This window comes from Streptomyces sp. TS71-3 (assembly GCF_018327685.1).
GTDB lineage: Bacteria > Actinomycetota > Actinomycetes > Streptomycetales > Streptomycetaceae > Streptomyces.
This window is the reverse complement of record NZ_BNEL01000001.1, coordinates 4,232,178-4,248,153: the sequence shown is the minus strand read 5'-3', so window position 1 is coordinate 4,248,153 and position 15,976 is coordinate 4,232,178. Positions and strand designations below refer to the sequence as shown.

The following is a 15,976-nucleotide window of genomic DNA, read 5'->3' as shown; positions in this document are numbered from 1 at the left end:
CGCCCGGTGCACACCTCACGATCCGAGCGGAGGACTCATGGCCGCCGAGCAGACGCCGGTCGTCGAGCGGCAGGCGCCCGCGCCGGAGGTGCTCGCGGCCTTCGAGGCCGCGAAGGGCTTCATGCCGCGCGACGAGGGGCTCGCCCTCTACGCGGCGGCGTGCACGGCCGCGCGGCTGGGCCTGCCGCTGCTGGAGGTCGGCACGTACTGCGGCCGTTCCACCCTGCTGCTCGCCGCGGCGGCCCGGGACGCCGGTGTCACCGCGGTCACGGTCGACCACCACCGCGGCAGCGAGGAGCAGCAGCCCGGCTGGGAGTACCACGACCCGGAGCTGGTCGACCCCGAGGTGGGCCGGATGGACACCCTGCCCGCGTTCCGGCGGACGCTCGCCAAGGCGGGTCTGGAGGAGCACGTGGTGGCCGTCGTCGGCCGCTCCCCCGCGGTCGCCCGGCTCTGGCGGCAGCCGCTCGGCCTCGTCTTCGTCGACGGCGGCCACACCGACGAGCACGCGACGGGCGACTACGAGGGCTGGGCACCGCTCGTCGCACAGGGCGGTCTGCTGGTGATCCACGACGTGTTCCCGGATCCCGCGGACGGCGGCCAGGCCCCGTACCGCATCTACCGCAGGGCGCTGGATTCGGGCGCGTTCGACGAGGTGTCCGTGACGGGCTCGCTGCGGGTGCTGCGCAGGACCGGCCCCCCGAGGACCGGTGGCGCGGAGCCGGGAGCGTGCCGTTCATGAGCTTCGGCCACGACCCGTACGGGATCGAGGGTGAGAGCCCGCGCCGCCGGGTGCCGCGCGGTCCGCTGACCGTCGCGCTGGCCGCGCTGGTGCCGGCCGCCCTGGTGGGCTGGCTGGTCTGGCAGGGCCTGGACGGCGGTTCGGGCGGGGGCGGCGGGGCCGCGCAGGGCCCGCCGGGTGCCTCCGCCGGCGGGACCCCCTCGGGGCAGCCCTCCGCCCGGGGCGGGAGGTCCGCCGGGCGCGCGGACGGGCGACCGCTCGCGGGCAAGGTCGTGGTGATCGACCCGGGACACAACCCCGGCAACCACCTGCACACCGCCGAGATCAACCGCAAGGTCGACATCGGCACGGAGCGGAAGGAGTGCGACACCACCGGCACGGCCACCAACGCCGGCTACCCCGAGGCGCGCTTCACCCTGGAGGTCTCCAGGCGGGTGCGGGCGCTGCTGGAGCGGCAGGGCGCCAAGGTCGTCCTGACGCAGGACGGCGACCGCCCGTGGGGACCCTGCGTCGACGAGCGGGCCCGCATCGGCAACGACGCCCACGCGGACGCCGCGATCTCCATCCACGCCGACGGCGCCCCCGCGGGCGACCGCGGCTTCCACGTCATCCTGCCCGCCGCGGTGCACCGTGCAGGCGCGGACACCCGTGCGATCGCCGGGCCCTCGCGGAAGCTCGGGGAGCAGGTCAAGACACATTTCGCGCAGGCCACCGGCAGCGCCCCGGCCAACTACATCAGTGGCGGCAGCGGCCTCGACGTGCGCAGCGACCTCGGTGGTCTGACCCTCTCCCGGGTGCCGAAGGTGTTCATCGAGTGCGGCAACATGCGCGATTCCCGGGACGCCGCGAACGTCACGGACGGCGCCTGGCAGGAGAAGGCGGCCCGGGGCATTGCTGAAGGAATCATGAGTTTCCTGCACGTGTGAGGTCACAAGCCCATGACCAGGCAGACACCTCCCCCGGGATGACGATAGTGTCGCCCCGAGATTGGGGGGCCACCCCCGCGCTTCGCACCCCGCGGCCACCGCGGTCCTTAGGGGTCCTTGCACTATGAGCGTCCGATAGGGCGCGTGGTCTGGTGCCGTGCATCGCAAGGCGCCGGAGAGTCCTCGTAGCAGAGCTACCAGGGCTTTTCGGCAACGCGGCGAGGTGCGGTGCCAGGCCGCGCGACCCGGGCGGGCATAGTGCAAGGACCCCTAAGCGACCTGCCACCGCGAGCGACGAGCGACAGCGACGCCCACCAGCGACCGATGAGACGACTGACGAAGGACCTGAAGTGAATTTCCGCTCCCTCAAGCGAGGCGACGGCGTGGTGATCGGTGCAGCGGTGTTGCTGTTCATCGCCTCGTTCCTCGACTACTTCTCGGTGCCCTCGGGCTACCCCGGCAGCGCACCCACCGCCTGGGACTCGCTCGGCGCCGGTCTCGGTGTCTACATGGGCGGAGTCATCGGCGCGGCGCTGATCGTCGTCAACCGCGCCCAGCCCCAGCCGCGGAAGGTCGCGGGCCTGGAGCTGCATCAGATCGGCACCGCGTTCACCGTCATGTCGGCGTGGGTGATGTTCTGGACGATCGTCGACCTCAACGGCACGAGCGCCGGCGCCGGCCTCGTCCTCGGCCTGATCGCCGCCCTGATCCTCGCCGCCGCGGCGGTCGCCACCCCGCTCGTCGCCCAGCTCCAGGCTCCGCTCAAGGGCGCCCCGCGCACGGTCAGCGCCCCCTACGGCGGCGTGCAGCAGCAGGGCGGCGGATACGGCTACCCGGGCGCGGGCGCCCCGCAGCCGTCGTACGGCAGCCAGCCGGGGCAGGGCCAGCCCGGCCCGTACGGTGCGCAGCCGGTACCGCAGCAGGGGGGAGCCCCGCAGCAGCAGGCGCAGGGCACGGGGCCCGGCGGTGACTTCTCGCCGTTCTGGTTCGCGGTGCCGGTGCAGCGTCCGCTGTACGCGGAGGACGCCTCGGGCGCCCCGATCGCCGAACTCGCACCCGGCACCTGGTACCTGGCCGTCGAGCAGCGCGGCTCCGGCCTCGTGGCGCAGACGCAGGACGGCCGCCGCGGCGTGCTTCAGGACACCACGGGCATCCAGCGCGGCTGAGCCGGATCCCGGCCTGCGCACCACGGATCGCTCCCGTCGGCGCCCGGCGTCCCGCCGAAGGCAGGACCGGCCCTCGTCCCTCGCGGACGGGGGCCGTTCTGCTGCCCGGGCGGCCGGGAGCGGAACGGCGGAGCCTGGTGCCGGCCGGTGTCAAGGTTTTGGGCAGAGGCGACGGGCAACCCTCATGTACATGTCTCGATCACGCAACGGCTCAGCCCAGGCCGGCACGGTCGTCGCGGTCGTCGCCGACGTCCTCGCCTTCATACTCGGCCTGTGGATCCTGATGTACCTGTTGGACGCGAACCCGGGCAACGACCTGGTGCACGCCGTCCGCAACGCGGCGAACTGGCTCGCGGGCTGGTCGCACGACCTGTTCACCTTCGACGAGGCATGGGAGCGCGTGGTCGCCGGCTACGGCCTGGCCGCCGTCGTCTACCTCCTCGTCGGCCACGCGGTGGCCCACCGCCTGCACCGGAACTGATCCGGCACCGGTGCCGATCCGTGCGCCCGGGCGGCCGCCGAGCGGCCGCCCGGGGCCACGGTCAGCCCCGCACCCGGCGCCACTTGCGCAGGCTCACCATCTCCCGCGGTGGCGTCAGCTTGCTGCCGACCTCCACGTAGGAGACCTCCGCGGCGTAGACGCTGCCCTCGGAGTCGACGGCGATGCTGTGCAGCCAGTTGAAACGATCAGGTGCCTCCCCCGGCAGCGCGGCGCCGAACCGGGTGATCCGGCGGCCCGAGGGGTCGTAGATCTGGATCTTGTGGCCGACGTTCGGCACCCCGTGCTGGACCGGCGGCGGGCCCTGCTCGGCGACGTAGACGCCGGTGTCAGCGCCGCGGCCCACACAGACGGCGACGGCCCGGTGCGCGTGCCACGACGTCCTGAACTCCCCGTCCCGCGAGAAGACCTGGACGCGGTGGTTCTCGCGGTCGCAGACGATCACTCCGCCGTCCCCGAGCACGGCCACGCCGTGCGGCAGGCTGAACTCGCCGGGATCGGTACCGGGCGCGCCCCAGGAGGTGCGCAGGGCGCCGGACGCGTCGTAGCGGTGGACGCGCGAGTTGCCGTAGCCGTCCGACACGAAGACGTCTCCGGTGGCCGGTGAGACGGCCACGTCCGTGGGGCGGTTGAAGGGGTCTCCGCTGTGGAAGCCGGTGGGGCGGCCGGTGCCGAGGGTGAGGAGCGTCCGGCCCTTCCGGTCGGTCTTGGTGACGCGGTTGCCGATGTCGTCGACGAGCCAGAGGTTGTCCTCGTGGTCGACCGTGACGGCGTGCGGGCGCAGGAACCGGCAGCCCCTCCAGCGGTGCAGCGTGTTCCCGTACGGGTCCTCGACGCGTTCCGTGCCGTCGAACGGGGTGTCGTTGCCCCACATGTCGACGAGGTCGCCGTCGCGGTCGAGGACGAGGACGGGCATGTTGCCTCGGTTGAAGACGTAGACCCGGTCGTCCGAGTCGACCGCGACGGAGGTGGCCTCCCGCAGCCAGATGCCGTGCGGGATCCTCGCCCAGTAGGGGACGGGTTCGTAGACGGTGTCGCCGGTCGCCGGTCCAACGGCCATCGATGCTCCCTGGGCAGACAGGCCGGGCATCATAACGCGAGCGGGTGGCGCCCGAGTTGCCCCGCCGGCGGGACGGGGCCGGGCTCAGACGCCCTGCGTGCAGCACTCCGGGTCGAGTCCCCGCGGCAGGTCCGCGCCGCCGAACACCGCGCGGGTCGCCTCGTCGCCGCCGAGCGCGGCCACGGCGAGCAGCAGCGCGCCGGCGGTCCAGGTGGTCAGCTCCTCGGGCCACACCGCATCGTCGGCGTAGACGTACCCGGTCCAGTACAGGCCGGAGGCGGGGTCGCGCAGGTGCTGGATGGACCGCAGGACCGTGGCGGCGCGGTCCGGCTCGCCCGCCGCCCACAGCGCGAGCGCCAGCTCGGCGGACTCGCCGCCGGTCACCCACGGGTTGGGCACCACGCAGCGCACCCCCAGGCCGGGCACGACGAAGCGGTCCCAGTCCTGCGCGATGCGGGACCTTGCCTCGGCGCCGGTCAGCACGCCGCCGAGGACCGGGTAGTACCAGTCCATCGAGTAGCGGTCCTTGTCCAGGAACAGCTCGGGGTGGCTGCGCACCGCGTGCCGGAGCGCGCCCACCGCCAGCTCCCAGTCCGGCTGCGGCTCGCGGCGCTGTCCCGCGAGGGCGAGCGCGCACCGCAGGGCGTGGTGGACGGAGGCGGAGCCGGTGAGCAGCGCGTCCGTGCACGGGGTGCCGTCCGGTTCCCGCTTCCAGCCGATCTGCCCGCCGGGCTGCTGCAGGCCCAGCACGAAGGTGACCGCGGCGCGCACCATCGGCCACATGCGGTCCAGGAACCGTTCGTCGCCGGTGGCCAGGTAGTGGTGCCAGACGCCGACGGCGGGATAGGCGCAGAAGTTGGTCTCCCGGCCGCGGTCCGTCACCTCGGCCGCGTCGCCGTCGGCGTAGGCGGCGTACCAGGAGCCGTCCTCGTTCTGGTGCCGCGCGAGCCAGTCGTAGGCGCGGGCGGCGGCCTCGTGCTCGCCCGCCGCGTCCAGGGCCATGGCCGCCTCGGTGTGGTCCCAGGGGTCGAGATGGTGGCCGCGGAACCACGGTATGGCGCCGTCCGGGCGCTGGGCGCCGAGGATGGCCCGCACGGTGGCGGCGGCCTGCCGGCCGGTGAGCACCCCGGACAGCACCAGGCGCCCGGTCCTCTCGGGTCGCCTCACTCCGCGGACGCCCCGGTGCCGGGCAGGTGCGGCTTGGTGGCGTAGGCGACGAAGCTCTTGCCGACGACGGGGTTGAGCAGCTGCTCGGCGTACCGGGTCGCGCGCGGCTTCTTCATGATGTCCCAGACGAGGAGCTTGTGGTACGCGCGCACCGGCAGAGCCTTGTCATTGTCGACCCCGAACGCGCACTTCAACCACCAGTACGGGGAGTGCAGGGCGTGCGCGTGGTGGGTGCCGTAGGGCGCGAGGCCGGCCTCGCGGATCCTCGCCAGCAGTTCGTCGCCCCGGTAGATGCGGATGTGGCCGCCCTCCACCTCGTGGTAGGCGTCGCTGAGCGCCCAGCAGACCTTCTCGGGGCCGTACCTGGGGACGGTGACGGCGATCCGGCCGCCGGGCCGCAGCACCCGCACCATCTCGGCGAGCACCCCCTTGTCGTCCGGGATGTGCTCCATCACCTCGGAGACGATCACCGCGTCGAACGACTCGTCGGGGAACGGCAGCGCGAGCGCGTCGCCCTGCATGGCGGTGGCCGTGGCGCCCGCCGGGGCCTCTCCCGCCTCCTGCATCGCCGCGAACCACTTGGCGACCTCGCGGACCTCGTCGCCGCTGCGGTCGAGGGCCACCACGCGCCCGCCGCGCCGGTAGCACTCGAAGGCGTGCCGCCCCGCGCCGCAGCCCAGGTCCAGCACGCGGTCGCCCGCGGCGAGCGGGAAGCGGGTGAAGTCGACGGTCAGCATCAGTGGTTGCTCCCGGTGGGGGTCCCGGTGGCCGCGGGGCGCCCGGGGTCGGTGTCGGAGTGGACGGCGGTGCCCGGTGCACCGGCGGGGGCGGCGACGGACTGGGAGGCCACCGCGGCGGGAACGGTCGCGGACGCGGGGAGGACGGTCGCGGCGGCGGGGAGGACGGTCGCGGCGGCGGGAACGGCGGCCGGGCCGGCGGGCGCCGTAGCGGGAACGGGAGACGGGCCGGCAGGTGCCAGGGCGGGAACGGCGGGCCGCTCGGGCGCTGCCCGCTCGGGGGCGGTGGCGGCCGGCGCGTGCGGGCGGTTGGGCGGGCGCCCCGTGGACGCTCGCCCGGTGGACGCTCGGCCGGTGGACGCGGGGTCGGTGGCCGGGCGTTCGGCGGCCGCGCGGTCGATCGCCTCGCGGTAGCGCTCGGCGGTGCCCTGCGCGGCGCGTGCCCAGGTGAAACGGTCCAGCACACGGGCGCGGCCCGCGGCGCCCAGCCTGGCGCGGAGTTCGCCGTCGGCGAGCAGGCGGCCGAGTGCCGCCGCGAGCGCCTTGGCGTCACCCGGCGGCACGGCGAGGCAGGTCTCGCCGTCCGGCCCCGCCACCTCCGGTATGGCGCCACCGGTGGTGGCCACCAGGGGGGTGCCGGTCGCCATCGCCTCCGCGGCGGGCAGCGAGAACCCCTCGTACAGCGAGGGCACGCAGGCGACCTGGGAGCCGCGGATCAGGTCGACCAGCTCCTCGTCCGAGATGCCCTTGACGAAGCTGACGGCGCCGGCCAGGCCGTGCCGTTCGACGGCCGCCGCGACCGGCCCGTCCTCGGGGCGCTTGCCGACCACGACGAGATGGGCCGCGGGGTGCGCGGCGCGGACCTCGGCGAGCGCCTCGACCAGGTGCACGAGGCCCTTGAGCGGCACGTCCGCGCTGGAGGTGGTCACGATCCGGCCCGGCGTCCGCGGCACCGAGGGGTCGGGCGAGAAGCGGTCGGTGTCGGCGCCGATGTGGACCACGCCGATCCGCTCCGGGCGGACCCGCAGGTGCTCGACGATCTCCTGCCGGGAGGAGCCGGAGACGGTCAGCAGGGACGGCAGCCGGCGCGCGACCCGGCCCTGCATCCGCGTGAACGCGTACCAGCGGCGCACCGACACCCGGCGCAGCCTGCTCTCCGCGGCGTCCAGTTCCAGGCGGCGGTCGACGGTGATGGGGTGGTGGATCGTGGTGACCAGCGGGGCGCCGAGGTCGCCCAGCAGGCCGTAGCCGAGGGTCTGGTTGTCGTGCACGACGTCGAAGTCGCCGCGGCGGGCACGCAGGTGGCGGCCGGCGCGCAGGGAGAAGGTCAGCGGCTCGGGGAAGCCGCCCGTCTTCATCGTCGCCACCTCCAGCACGTCGATCCAGTCCCGGTACTCCTCGCGGGCCGGGGTGCGGAACGGATCGGGCTGGCGGTACAGGTCGAGGCTGGGCAGCTCGGTGAGGACCGGACCGGGCACGCCGCCGGTCCCGTCCAGCACGTCGAGCACGGGGTACGGCTGGGCGCCGATGACCTCCACCCGGTGGCCGAGGCGGGCGAGTTCGCGCGAGAGGTGGCGGACGTAGACGCCCTGGCCGCCGCAGTACGGGTTGCCCTTGTAGGAGAGGAGCGCGATGCGCAGCGGCCGTTCGCCGTCCGCCGCACGGCCCGGCCCGGGCGCCGCACCCCCGGCTCCGCCGGACGCCGAAAGCCCCGCCCTGTCGGCCTCAGCGGTCACTCCTGGCCCCCTTCTCATGGCATTCCAACGGCGACACTACGCGTGGGCGGTGATCTAGAACAAGTTTCAAACTTGATCGTCGGGGCCAAATCTACCGGCAAGTAGCTTGCTGGGAGAGGGCCGGCGGCGGTGATCCACGCCACGGAACCCTGTCGGGTTCGGGTAGCCGACGGCGGCGGGTACCGGAACGGTTCCTGCGGCCCACCGTCCCGACGGGGCGGTTCCCGCCGGTTCCGGACCACCGGTCGTTTGTGGCTGGTCGCTCCCCCGCTGCCTTGAGGGCGTGGGAGGTACCCCCACCCCGCGCCCCTGCCGGGGCGCTCCGCGCCCGACCATGGGCGCGAAGCGCCCGATGAGGGGCGCGGGGAACTGCGCGACCAGCCCAGACGGACCCGCACTCCGCCACCGGCAGCAAGCGGCCACCCCAATCCGCCAGCCCCTGGGGCGAAACCAGTAGCTACGGCCCCCGGAGAAGGGCGCGAAGCGCCAACAAGGGGCGCGGGGAACTGCGCAATCGGCCACGACGAACCCGCACCCCACCGCCTACGGAAAGCACCCCCCGGATCCCCTCGCCCCTTGGGGCGAACCCCGGCCGATACGTTGGGCGATGCACATGTCCGGCCCCGAAGACCGAGCGCCCGGATGACCGTCAGGACCGGCACGGAGCAATACACATGACAGCGGAGGCAGAACACGCGGTGCACGCGGTGCACACCCCGATGTCCCCGCCCCTGACGGAGCGGCAGGCGGAGCGGCGCCGCCGCATCCTCACCGCCAGCGCCCGGCTGGCAAGCCGGGGCGGCTTCGACGCGGTCCAGATGCGCGAGGTCGCCGAGGAGTCCGAAGTGGCGCTCGGCACCCTCTACCGCTACTTCCCGTCCAAGGTGCACCTGCTGGTGGCGACCATGCAGGACCGCCTCGACCAGTTGCACGACACCCTCCGCAAGCGCCCGCCCGGCGGCGGGAGTCCCGCGGAGCGGGTCGCGGAGACCCTGATGCGGGCCTTCGGAGCGTTGCAGCGCGAGCCGCACCTCGCCGACGCCATGGTCCGCGCGCTGACGTTCGCGGACCGTTCGGTCAACGCCGAGGTCGACCAGGTGTACCGCAGGACCACCGCGATCATCCTGGACGCGGTGGGCCCGGAGCGGGACGAGTCGCCCGGCCTGCTCTCGGCGGTCCGGGTCGTCGAGCACACCTGGCACGCGGCCCTGATCGCCTGGCTCTCGGGGCGGGCCGCGACGGTCCAGGTCCGGACCGACCTGGAGACGGTCTGCCGGCTGCTGCACCCGACGGCTTCCACCCCGCCCGGACCGCCCCGGCAGGCGCCGCCCGGGGGTGCGGGGGGACCCGGCCGGTAGAGTGATACATCGTCCTCACAGTCCTCACACCGGGTGAGGGGGCGCCGGTGCACATCGGCCGCCGAGCGCTCCCCGAGCGCACGGCCTCGCCCAGGGCGGGCGGGACCGCGCTCAGCGCGGCGGTGCGGCGGGCTCCCCGCCCGCCGTGACCGGCTGGTGCCACCGGCTCTCCGGCCGGCCGGCACCGTCCAGATCCACCGAGCCGGAGCCGCCCGGGTGCCGTAGTGCCCCGAGCGCCCGGCTCTTCGCAGGGAGGGGCACCCGCCGAGATGAACGTGCGCCGCAGGGTGGCGGTTCTGGCCGCCGTCATGATGACCGCGCTGCCAACCGCCGGGGCCGCCGTCGCGGACGACGCCGGCCCGTCCGGTGCCCCCTCCGCCACACCCGCGCTGCCGGCAGGTCTGTACGGCGCCGGGGACCCCACGTACGACGGTGTGTTCCGCCAGTCGTACGCGCTGCTGGCGCAGCACACCGCGGGGGTGCGCCCCGCGGCGGAGGCCGTCGGCTGGCTGGCCGGCCAGCAGTGCCCGAACGGCGGCTTCGCCGCGTACCGGAGCGACCCGGCTCGGAGCTGCACGGAGAAGACGCCGGTGGACAGCAACTCCACCGCGACCGCCGCCCAGGCGCTGGCCGCGCTGGGCGGGCACCGGGACCGCGTGGAGAAGGCGGTGCGCTGGCTCCGGTCGGTGCAGAACGAGGACGGCGGCTGGGGCTACACGCCGGGCCTGCCGAGCGACGCCAACTCCACCGGCCTGGCCGTCGGCGCGCTGGCCGCCGCCGGGCAACGGCCGGAGGGCGTCCGTTCCGCCAAGGACGGCAAGTCCCCCTACGACGCGCTGCCCGCGCTCGCGCTGCCCTGCGGGAAGGACGGCAAGGGGGGCGCGTTCGGGCTGCGGGACGCGAAGTCGGGCAAGCTCGCGGCGAACGCGGACGCCACCGCGGCGGGCGTGCTGGGCGGCCTCGGCAGGACGGTCGTGGTGGGTGCGGGGGACTCCAAGGCGGCCGGGAAGGACTCCGGGTGCCGCGCCGCGCACGGGCTGACGGCACGGCAAGCAGCCGCGAACGGCGCCGCCTACCTGGACGGGCTGCTCGCCCGCACCCCCTACCTGGTGTCGTCGCTGCCCGGCGCCGAGGACGCGCCGGACTACGGCAACACCGCTGACGCCGTGGTCGCCCTGGCCGCCGCGGGGCACGGCACCACCGCGCACCGGTCGGCCGAGTGGCTGGCCGGGCACGCCGGCGGCTGGGCGAAGCAGAACGGCCCCGCCGCCTGGGCCCAGCTCGTCCTCGCCGCGCACGCCGCCGGCACCGACCCGCGGCACTTCGGCGGCACCGACCTCGTCGCCGCCCTGAACGCCACCGGCCCGGCGCCCGCCTCAGGCCCCGCGTCCGCCGCGGGCCCTGAGCGCTCCGGGGACCGGGACGGCAAGGGCGGCTCCTCGTCCGGCACCTGGTGGCTGGTCGGCGTCTGCCTGGTCGCCGGTATCGGCGGCGGGCTGCTGCTCAGCACCCGCACGAGGCGCACACCATGACGCCCCCGGCCGCGCCGCGCCACGCCGGTGGGCGCCTGATGCTGGTCCTCGCGCTCCTCGGGGCGCTCGTCGCGGGGACCCTCGCGGGGGCGGGCCCGGCAGGGGCCGCCGGATACCGGTACTGGTCGTTCTGGGAACTGTCCGGCGGCGGATGGGTGTACGCCACCCAGGGACCGTCGGTGGAGCGGCCCGCGGACGGCGATGTGCAGGGGTTCCGTTTCGCGGTGAGCGAGGACTCCCAGGACGCGACGCAGCCGCGGGGTGCCCACGACTTCGCCGCGATCTGCAAGGGGACCCCGGCGAGGCCGGGCACGAAGCGCGTCGCGCTGGTCATCGACCCGGGCACCGCGGCCGACGCGCCCGCGGGCGAGACGCCGCCTGAGCCCCGTACGGCGTGCGCCCGGCTCTCCCCGGACGCGACGAGCGCGGACGGGCTGGCGGCGGTCGCGCGCCCGCTGCGGTACGACAGCCACGCCCTGCTGTGCGCCATCGCCGGCTACCCCAGGAGCGGCTGCGGCGAGCAGGTCTCCGTGAGCAGGCCGGCGGGCGGCGCGAGCGCACACCCCTCCGCTGCGGGCGACGCCTCCTCGGGCGGCCGTCACATCCCGTCGGCGGGCGTCGTCGTGGGCATCGCCGTCGTGGCACTGCTGGGCGTGGCCGCCATCTGGCAGTCACGCCGGCGGCGCGGCTGACCGGGCGGTGGCACGGTCATGACCCCTGAGCCCCGTTCCGCATGCCGTGCCCCGGGCACGGAGGCGCCATCGTACGCCGGCGTACCCGAGGGCGCGGCCGCCGGCCGCGCAGGCGCCCGGGACGCCGGCCGGAAACCACGCCCCGGGCCGGGCGGCTGGCGCGCCCCGCACGCCCACCGTTCCAACGCCCTGCACCCGGGCGCCTGGTGGCTGTGGGCCGCCGGCCTCGGCACGGCCGCCTCCCGCACCACGAACCCGCTGCTGCTCGGCCTGCTGGCGGTCGTCGCCGGATACGTGGTCGCGGCGCGGCGCACGGAGGCCCCCTGGGCACGCTCGTACGGGGCGCTGCTGAAGGTCGCGCTGGCGGTGCTGGCGATCAGGCTGCTCTTCGCCGTGTTCCTCGGCTCGCCGATCCCGGGCACGCACGTCCTCGTGACGCTGCCGCAGGTGCCGCTGCCCGGCTGGGCGCAGGGCGTGCGGCTCGGCGGGCGGGTGACTGCGGAGGGGCTGGTGTTCGCGCTGTACGACGGCATGAAACTGGCCACGCTGCTGGTGTGCGTGGGCGCCGCCAACGCCCTCGCGAGCCCCGCCCGGCTGCTGAAGTCGCTGCCGGGCGCCCTGTACGAGGCGGGGGTCGCGGTGGTCGTCGCGATGACGTTCGCGCCGCACCTGATCGCGGACGTGCGGCGGCTGCGGTCGGCCCGGCGGCTGCGCGGACGGCCGGACAGCGGGCTGAGGGGGCTCGTCCAGGTGGGGCTGCCGGTGCTGGAGGGCGCGCTGGAGCGGTCGGTGGCGCTGGCCGCGGCGATGGACGCGCGCGGCTACGGGCGGACCGCCGAGGTCCCCACGGCGGTGCGCAGGACCACGGCCGCGCTCACCCTCGGCGGCCTGCTGGGCATCTGCGCCGGCACGTACGGCCTGCTCGCCGCCGAGGGCGCGGCCTACGGCCTGCCGGTGCTGCTCGGCGGGGCCGCCGCGGCGCTCGGCGGGCTGTGGCTGGGCGGGCGGCGCACGGTGCGCACCCGCTACCGGCCGGACGTCTGGGGCGCCAGGGCCTGGCTGGTGGCCGGCTCCGGTGCGGCCGTCGCGGCGCTGATGATCCGCGCCGCCGCGCTCGCCCCGGCCGCCCTCAGCCCCGGCGTCGTCCCGCTGACCGCTCCCGCGCTGCCGCTGTGGCCGGCCGCGGCCGTGCTGATCGGCCTGCTCCCGGCGGCCGTCGCCCCGGCGCCGCCGGATGCGGCGGTGCCGTCCCCTCGCAAGGAGAGCCCGTGATCCGCTTCGAGGACGTCTCCGTCCGCTACGACGGGGCCGGCGCGCCCGCGATCAGCGGGGTCGACCTCACCGTGCCCGAGGGCGAGCTGGTGCTGCTGGTCGGGCCCTCGGGAGCGGGCAAGTCGACGCTGCTGGGCGCGGTGAGCGGGCTCGTACCGCATTTCACGGGCGGCACGCTGTACGGGCGCCTCACGGTCGCCGGGCGCGACACCCGCACCCACAAGCCCCGCGAGCTCGCCGACGTCGTCGGCACCGTCGGGCAGGACCCGCTCGCCCACTTCGTGACGGACACCGTGGAGGACGAGCTCGCCTACGGCATGGAGTCGCTGGGGCTGCCGCCGGACGTGATGCGCCGGCGCGTCGAGGAGACCCTCGACCTGCTGGGCCTCGACGCCCTGCGCGACCGCCCGATCGCCACGCTCTCGGGCGGGCAGCGGCAGCGGGTCGCCCTCGGTTCCGTCCTGACCCCGCACCCCTGCGTGCTGGTGCTGGACGAGCCGACGTCCGCGCTCGACCCGGCCGCCGCGGAGGAGGTGCTCGCCGTGTTGCAACGCCTCGTGCACGACCTCGGCACCACCGTCCTGATGGCCGAGCACCGGCTCGAACGCGTGGTGCAGTACGCGGACCGGGTCCTGCTGCTGCCCGCGCCGTGCGCGGCACCCGTCCTGGGCACCCCCGCCGAGGTGATGGCCGCCTCGCCGGTGTTCCCTCCGGTCGTGGGCCTCGGCCGGCTCGCGGGCTGGTCGCCGCTGCCGCTGACGGTGCGTGACGCGCGGCGGCGCGCGGGGGACCTCCGGACACGGCTGGGAGCTCCGCCGGGCCCGGAGGGCGGTGCCGGCGCGGGGAAGCGGGCGGCGGACGGCGGCGCCGGGACGGCGGGCCCCGACGTGGACGCCGCCAGGGTGCCGCGCCAGGCCCTGGGCGCGGACGCGGGTGTGGGCGTGGATCCGGAGGTGGTCGCCGACCCGGGCGCGGGCATGGATCCGGGGATGGTCGCTGACCCGGGCGCGCGGTACGGCTCGGGCTCCTCCGCCGGGGCCGGCGGTGCCGGGCCGACGGCGCCGCCTGAGGCCGGGGCCCGGCGCGGGCCGGCCCGCCTGCTGTCCGGACTCGAACGATTCCGCGCCGGTCGCCGCCGAGCCGCGGTGGACCCCGCCACTGCGGGCCGCGGGGCGACGGACCGCGACGGGCACCGCACCGTCGGGACGCCACCTCGGGTCGCCGTCGTCGAGGGGCTCGTGGTGCGCCGGGGACGCCTGGAGGCGCTGCGGGGCGTGGACCTGTCGGTGGCGCCCGGCGAGACGGTCGCGCTGATGGGCCGGAACGGCGCGGGCAAGTCGACCCTGCTGTCGGCGCTGGTGGGACTGGTCGAACCGGCCGCGGGCACGGTCCGCGTCGGCGGGACCGTGCCGCACCGCGCCGGGCCGCGCGAGCTGGTCCGGCGCGCGGGCCTGGTGCCGCAGGAGCCGCGCGACCTGCTGTACGCGGACACCGTGGCCGGTGAGTGCGCCGCCGCGGACCGCGACGCACAGGCGCGGCCCGGGAGCTGCCGGGCACTGCTGTCCGATCTGCTGCCCGGCATCCCGGACACCGTCCACCCCCGTGACCTGTCCGAGGGCCAGCGGCTCGCGCTGGCGCTGGCCGTGGTGCTCACCGCCCGGCCTCCCCTGCTGCTCCTCGACGAGCCCACCCGCGGCCTCGACTACGCGGCGAAGGCACGGCTGGTCGGGGTGCTACGGCGGCTGGCGGACGGCGGCCGGACCCACGCGGGCGGGACGGCTTCCGGCGAGACTCCGCCTGCGGGCGGCGCACCGCGGCACTCCGTCGTCCTCGCCACGCACGACGTGGAACTCGCCGCCGAGGTCGCCGACCGGGTGGTGATCCTCGCCGACGGCGAGGTGGTGGCCGACGGGCCCACCGCGGACGTCGTCACGGCTTCCCCCTCGTTCGCACCGCAGGTCGCCAAGGTGCTCGCCCCCCAGCCGTGGCTGACGGTGACCCAGGTCGAGAGGGCACTCAGGTGAGCGGCGCACGGGACCCGCGCGTTACGGATCCTCAAAGCGCCGGCCCCCGGGAGAGGGCACCGCACGGCGGGCACGCGCCGGCCGGGGAGCGGCGGCCCGCACTGTCAGACCGGACCCCCGCCGCACCAGTGGACCCGGCCCCCGCACCGGCCGTCCGGGCCCCGCGCCCGCACGTGGTACGGCTGGGGCCCCGCTCGGTGGTGGCGCTGGTGCTGGTGAGCGCGGTCGGCGTGGCCGGTTTCGGGTGGCCGCTGCTCGCGGGGCCGGCGGCACAGGTCAACGCGCACGCGCAGGACGCGCCCTGGCTGTTCGCGGCCGTCCTGGTCCTGCTGGTCGCGGTGGTCGCCGCGACCGTCTCGGAGACCGGGCTCGGCGCGAAGGCCGTGGCGATGCTGGGCGTGCTCGCGGCGACCGGCGCGGCGCTGCGACCGCTCGGCGCCGGCACCGCCGGGATCGAGCCGATGTTCTTCCTGATGGTGCTCAGCGGCCGGGTGCTGGGGCCGGGCTTCGGGTTCGTGCTGGGGTCCGTGACGATGTTCGCGTCGGCGCTGCTGACCGGCGGCGTGGGGCCGTGGATGCCGTTCCAGATGGTGGCCATGGGGTGGTTCACGATGGGGGCGGGACTGCTTCCGGCGCCCGACCGGATGCGGGGGCGCGGCGAGTTGCTGATGCTCGCGGCGTACGGCTTCCTCGCCGCCCTGGCCTACGGGACGATCATGAACCTGTCCGGCTGGCCGTTCATGGACACCCTCGCGTCCGGCATCGCCTTCGACCCGGGTGCCTCACTCCCCCACAACCTCGCCCGCTTCCTCGCCTACTGCGCCGCGACCTCCCTCGGCTGGGACCTGGGCCGCGCGCTGTGCACGGTCGTGCTGACCCTGGTGCTCGGCGGGGCGGTCCTGAAGGCACTGCGCCGGGCCACCCGGCGTGCGGCCTTCGAGGCGCCGGTGGCCTTCCGGGGCCCGGCGGACGGTGATCGGCCGGGCACCGCCTGACCTCGGGTCCGTCCATGCCCGGTGCGCGCCCCCGGGCCACGGCGCGTTCGAACGGGCTGGGGCCCCGGTA

Annotated in this window: 14 protein-coding genes; 10 read left to right on the top strand and 4 right to left on the bottom strand. The window is 75.8% G+C overall.

Features of this window, described 5'->3' with window-relative positions:
• Positions 1-37: 37 nt before the first annotated feature.
• From Sm713_RS17155 to Sm713_RS17140, 4 genes are all read left to right on the top strand, one after another.
• Positions 38-742: a class I SAM-dependent methyltransferase gene (locus Sm713_RS17155; protein WP_212910475.1), complete on the top strand. Its 705-nt coding sequence runs from the start codon at positions 38-40 to the stop codon at positions 740-742.
• Positions 739-1,668 carry an N-acetylmuramoyl-L-alanine amidase gene (locus Sm713_RS17150; protein ID WP_212910474.1) on the top strand — a complete coding sequence of 310 codons (930 nt, stop codon included), beginning with the start codon at positions 739-741 and terminating at the stop codon, positions 1,666-1,668. The genes Sm713_RS17155 and Sm713_RS17150 overlap by 4 nt, the downstream gene beginning before the upstream one ends.
• A 350-nt stretch (positions 1,669-2,018) precedes the next feature.
• Positions 2,019-2,834, top strand: coding sequence for a DUF5336 domain-containing protein (locus tag Sm713_RS17145; RefSeq protein WP_212910473.1), 816 nt, complete (start codon positions 2,019-2,021; stop codon positions 2,832-2,834).
• Positions 2,835-3,024: 190 nt separating this feature from the next.
• A complete protein-coding gene (locus Sm713_RS17140) occupies positions 3,025-3,315 on the top strand; it encodes a hypothetical protein (RefSeq protein WP_212910472.1) in 291 nt (96 codons plus the stop codon).
• 61 nt (positions 3,316-3,376) lie between these two features.
• Here Sm713_RS17140 and Sm713_RS17135 read toward each other — a convergent pair whose 3' ends face one another.
• The 4 genes from Sm713_RS17135 to Sm713_RS17120 all read right to left on the bottom strand — a co-directional run bounded on the left by Sm713_RS17135 (position 3,377) and on the right by Sm713_RS17120 (position 8,033).
• On the bottom strand, positions 3,377-4,393 hold the full coding sequence (locus tag Sm713_RS17135; protein WP_212910471.1) for a peptidyl-alpha-hydroxyglycine alpha-amidating lyase family protein: 1,017 nt from the start codon (positions 4,391-4,393) through the stop codon (positions 3,377-3,379).
• Positions 4,394-4,477: 84 nt separating this feature from the next.
• Entirely contained in the window at positions 4,478-5,560 is a 1,083-nt protein-coding gene (locus tag Sm713_RS17130) for a prenyltransferase (RefSeq protein ID WP_212910470.1), read from the bottom strand.
• Positions 5,557-6,297 (bottom strand): class I SAM-dependent methyltransferase, encoded by a 741-nt coding sequence (locus Sm713_RS17125; RefSeq protein ID WP_212910469.1) that lies wholly within the window; start codon positions 6,295-6,297, stop codon positions 5,557-5,559. The genes Sm713_RS17130 and Sm713_RS17125 overlap by 4 nt, the downstream gene beginning before the upstream one ends.
• A complete protein-coding gene (locus tag Sm713_RS17120; protein ID WP_374195996.1) occupies positions 6,297-8,033 on the bottom strand; it encodes a glycosyltransferase family 4 protein in 1,737 nt (578 codons plus the stop codon). Before Sm713_RS17120 ends, Sm713_RS17125 begins: the two co-directional genes overlap by 1 nt.
• 674 nt (positions 8,034-8,707) lie before the next feature.
• On the opposite strand from Sm713_RS17120, the gene Sm713_RS17115 reads away from it, so the two are divergent.
• The 6 genes from Sm713_RS17115 to Sm713_RS17090 all read left to right on the top strand — a co-directional run bounded on the left by Sm713_RS17115 (position 8,708) and on the right by Sm713_RS17090 (position 15,906).
• On the top strand, positions 8,708-9,391 hold the full coding sequence (locus Sm713_RS17115; protein ID WP_212910467.1) for a TetR family transcriptional regulator: 684 nt from the start codon (positions 8,708-8,710) through the stop codon (positions 9,389-9,391).
• Between the two features lie 269 nt (positions 9,392-9,660).
• The gene (locus Sm713_RS17110; RefSeq protein ID WP_212910466.1) at positions 9,661-10,923 is read left to right on the top strand and encodes a prenyltransferase/squalene oxidase repeat-containing protein; all 1,263 of its coding nucleotides are present in this window, start codon (positions 9,661-9,663) and stop codon (positions 10,921-10,923) included.
• Complete coding sequence (locus tag Sm713_RS17105) at positions 10,920-11,615, top strand: SCO2322 family protein (protein WP_374195995.1); 696 nt, start codon at positions 10,920-10,922, stop codon at positions 11,613-11,615. The genes Sm713_RS17110 and Sm713_RS17105 overlap by 4 nt, the downstream gene beginning before the upstream one ends.
• Positions 11,616-11,633: 18 nt before the next feature.
• Complete coding sequence (locus Sm713_RS17100) at positions 11,634-12,887, top strand: CbiQ family ECF transporter T component (protein WP_212910465.1); 1,254 nt, start codon at positions 11,634-11,636, stop codon at positions 12,885-12,887.
• A complete protein-coding gene (locus Sm713_RS17095; protein ID WP_212910464.1) occupies positions 12,884-14,911 on the top strand; it encodes an ABC transporter ATP-binding protein in 2,028 nt (675 codons plus the stop codon). Before Sm713_RS17100 ends, Sm713_RS17095 begins: the two co-directional genes overlap by 4 nt.
• A gap of 128 nt (positions 14,912-15,039) precedes the next feature.
• Positions 15,040-15,906: an ECF transporter S component gene (locus Sm713_RS17090; RefSeq protein WP_212910463.1), complete on the top strand. Its 867-nt coding sequence runs from the start codon at positions 15,040-15,042 to the stop codon at positions 15,904-15,906.
• Positions 15,907-15,976: the final 70 nt, after the last annotated feature.

Bases quoted from the DNA above. Each gene is read 5' to 3' on its own strand.
- Sm713_RS17155 (WP_212910475.1), top strand. From the start codon at position 38: ATGGCCGCCGAGCAGACGCCGGTCGTCGAGCGGCAGGCGCCCGCGCCG.
- Sm713_RS17150 (WP_212910474.1), top strand. From the start codon at position 739: ATGAGCTTCGGCCACGACCCGTACGGGATCGAGGGTGAGAGCCCGCGC.
- Sm713_RS17140 (WP_212910472.1), top strand. From the start codon at position 3,025: ATGTCTCGATCACGCAACGGCTCAGCCCAGGCCGGCACGGTCGTCGCG.
- Sm713_RS17135 (WP_212910471.1), bottom strand. From the start codon at position 4,393: ATGGCCGTTGGACCGGCGACCGGCGACACCGTCTACGAACCCGTCCCC.
- Sm713_RS17125 (WP_212910469.1), bottom strand. From the start codon at position 6,297: ATGCTGACCGTCGACTTCACCCGCTTCCCGCTCGCCGCGGGCGACCGC.
- Sm713_RS17115 (WP_212910467.1), top strand. From the start codon at position 8,708: ATGACAGCGGAGGCAGAACACGCGGTGCACGCGGTGCACACCCCGATG.
- Sm713_RS17110 (WP_212910466.1), top strand. From the start codon at position 9,661: ATGAACGTGCGCCGCAGGGTGGCGGTTCTGGCCGCCGTCATGATGACC.
- Sm713_RS17105 (WP_374195995.1), top strand. From the start codon at position 10,920: ATGACGCCCCCGGCCGCGCCGCGCCACGCCGGTGGGCGCCTGATGCTG.
- Sm713_RS17100 (WP_212910465.1), top strand. From the start codon at position 11,634: ATGACCCCTGAGCCCCGTTCCGCATGCCGTGCCCCGGGCACGGAGGCG.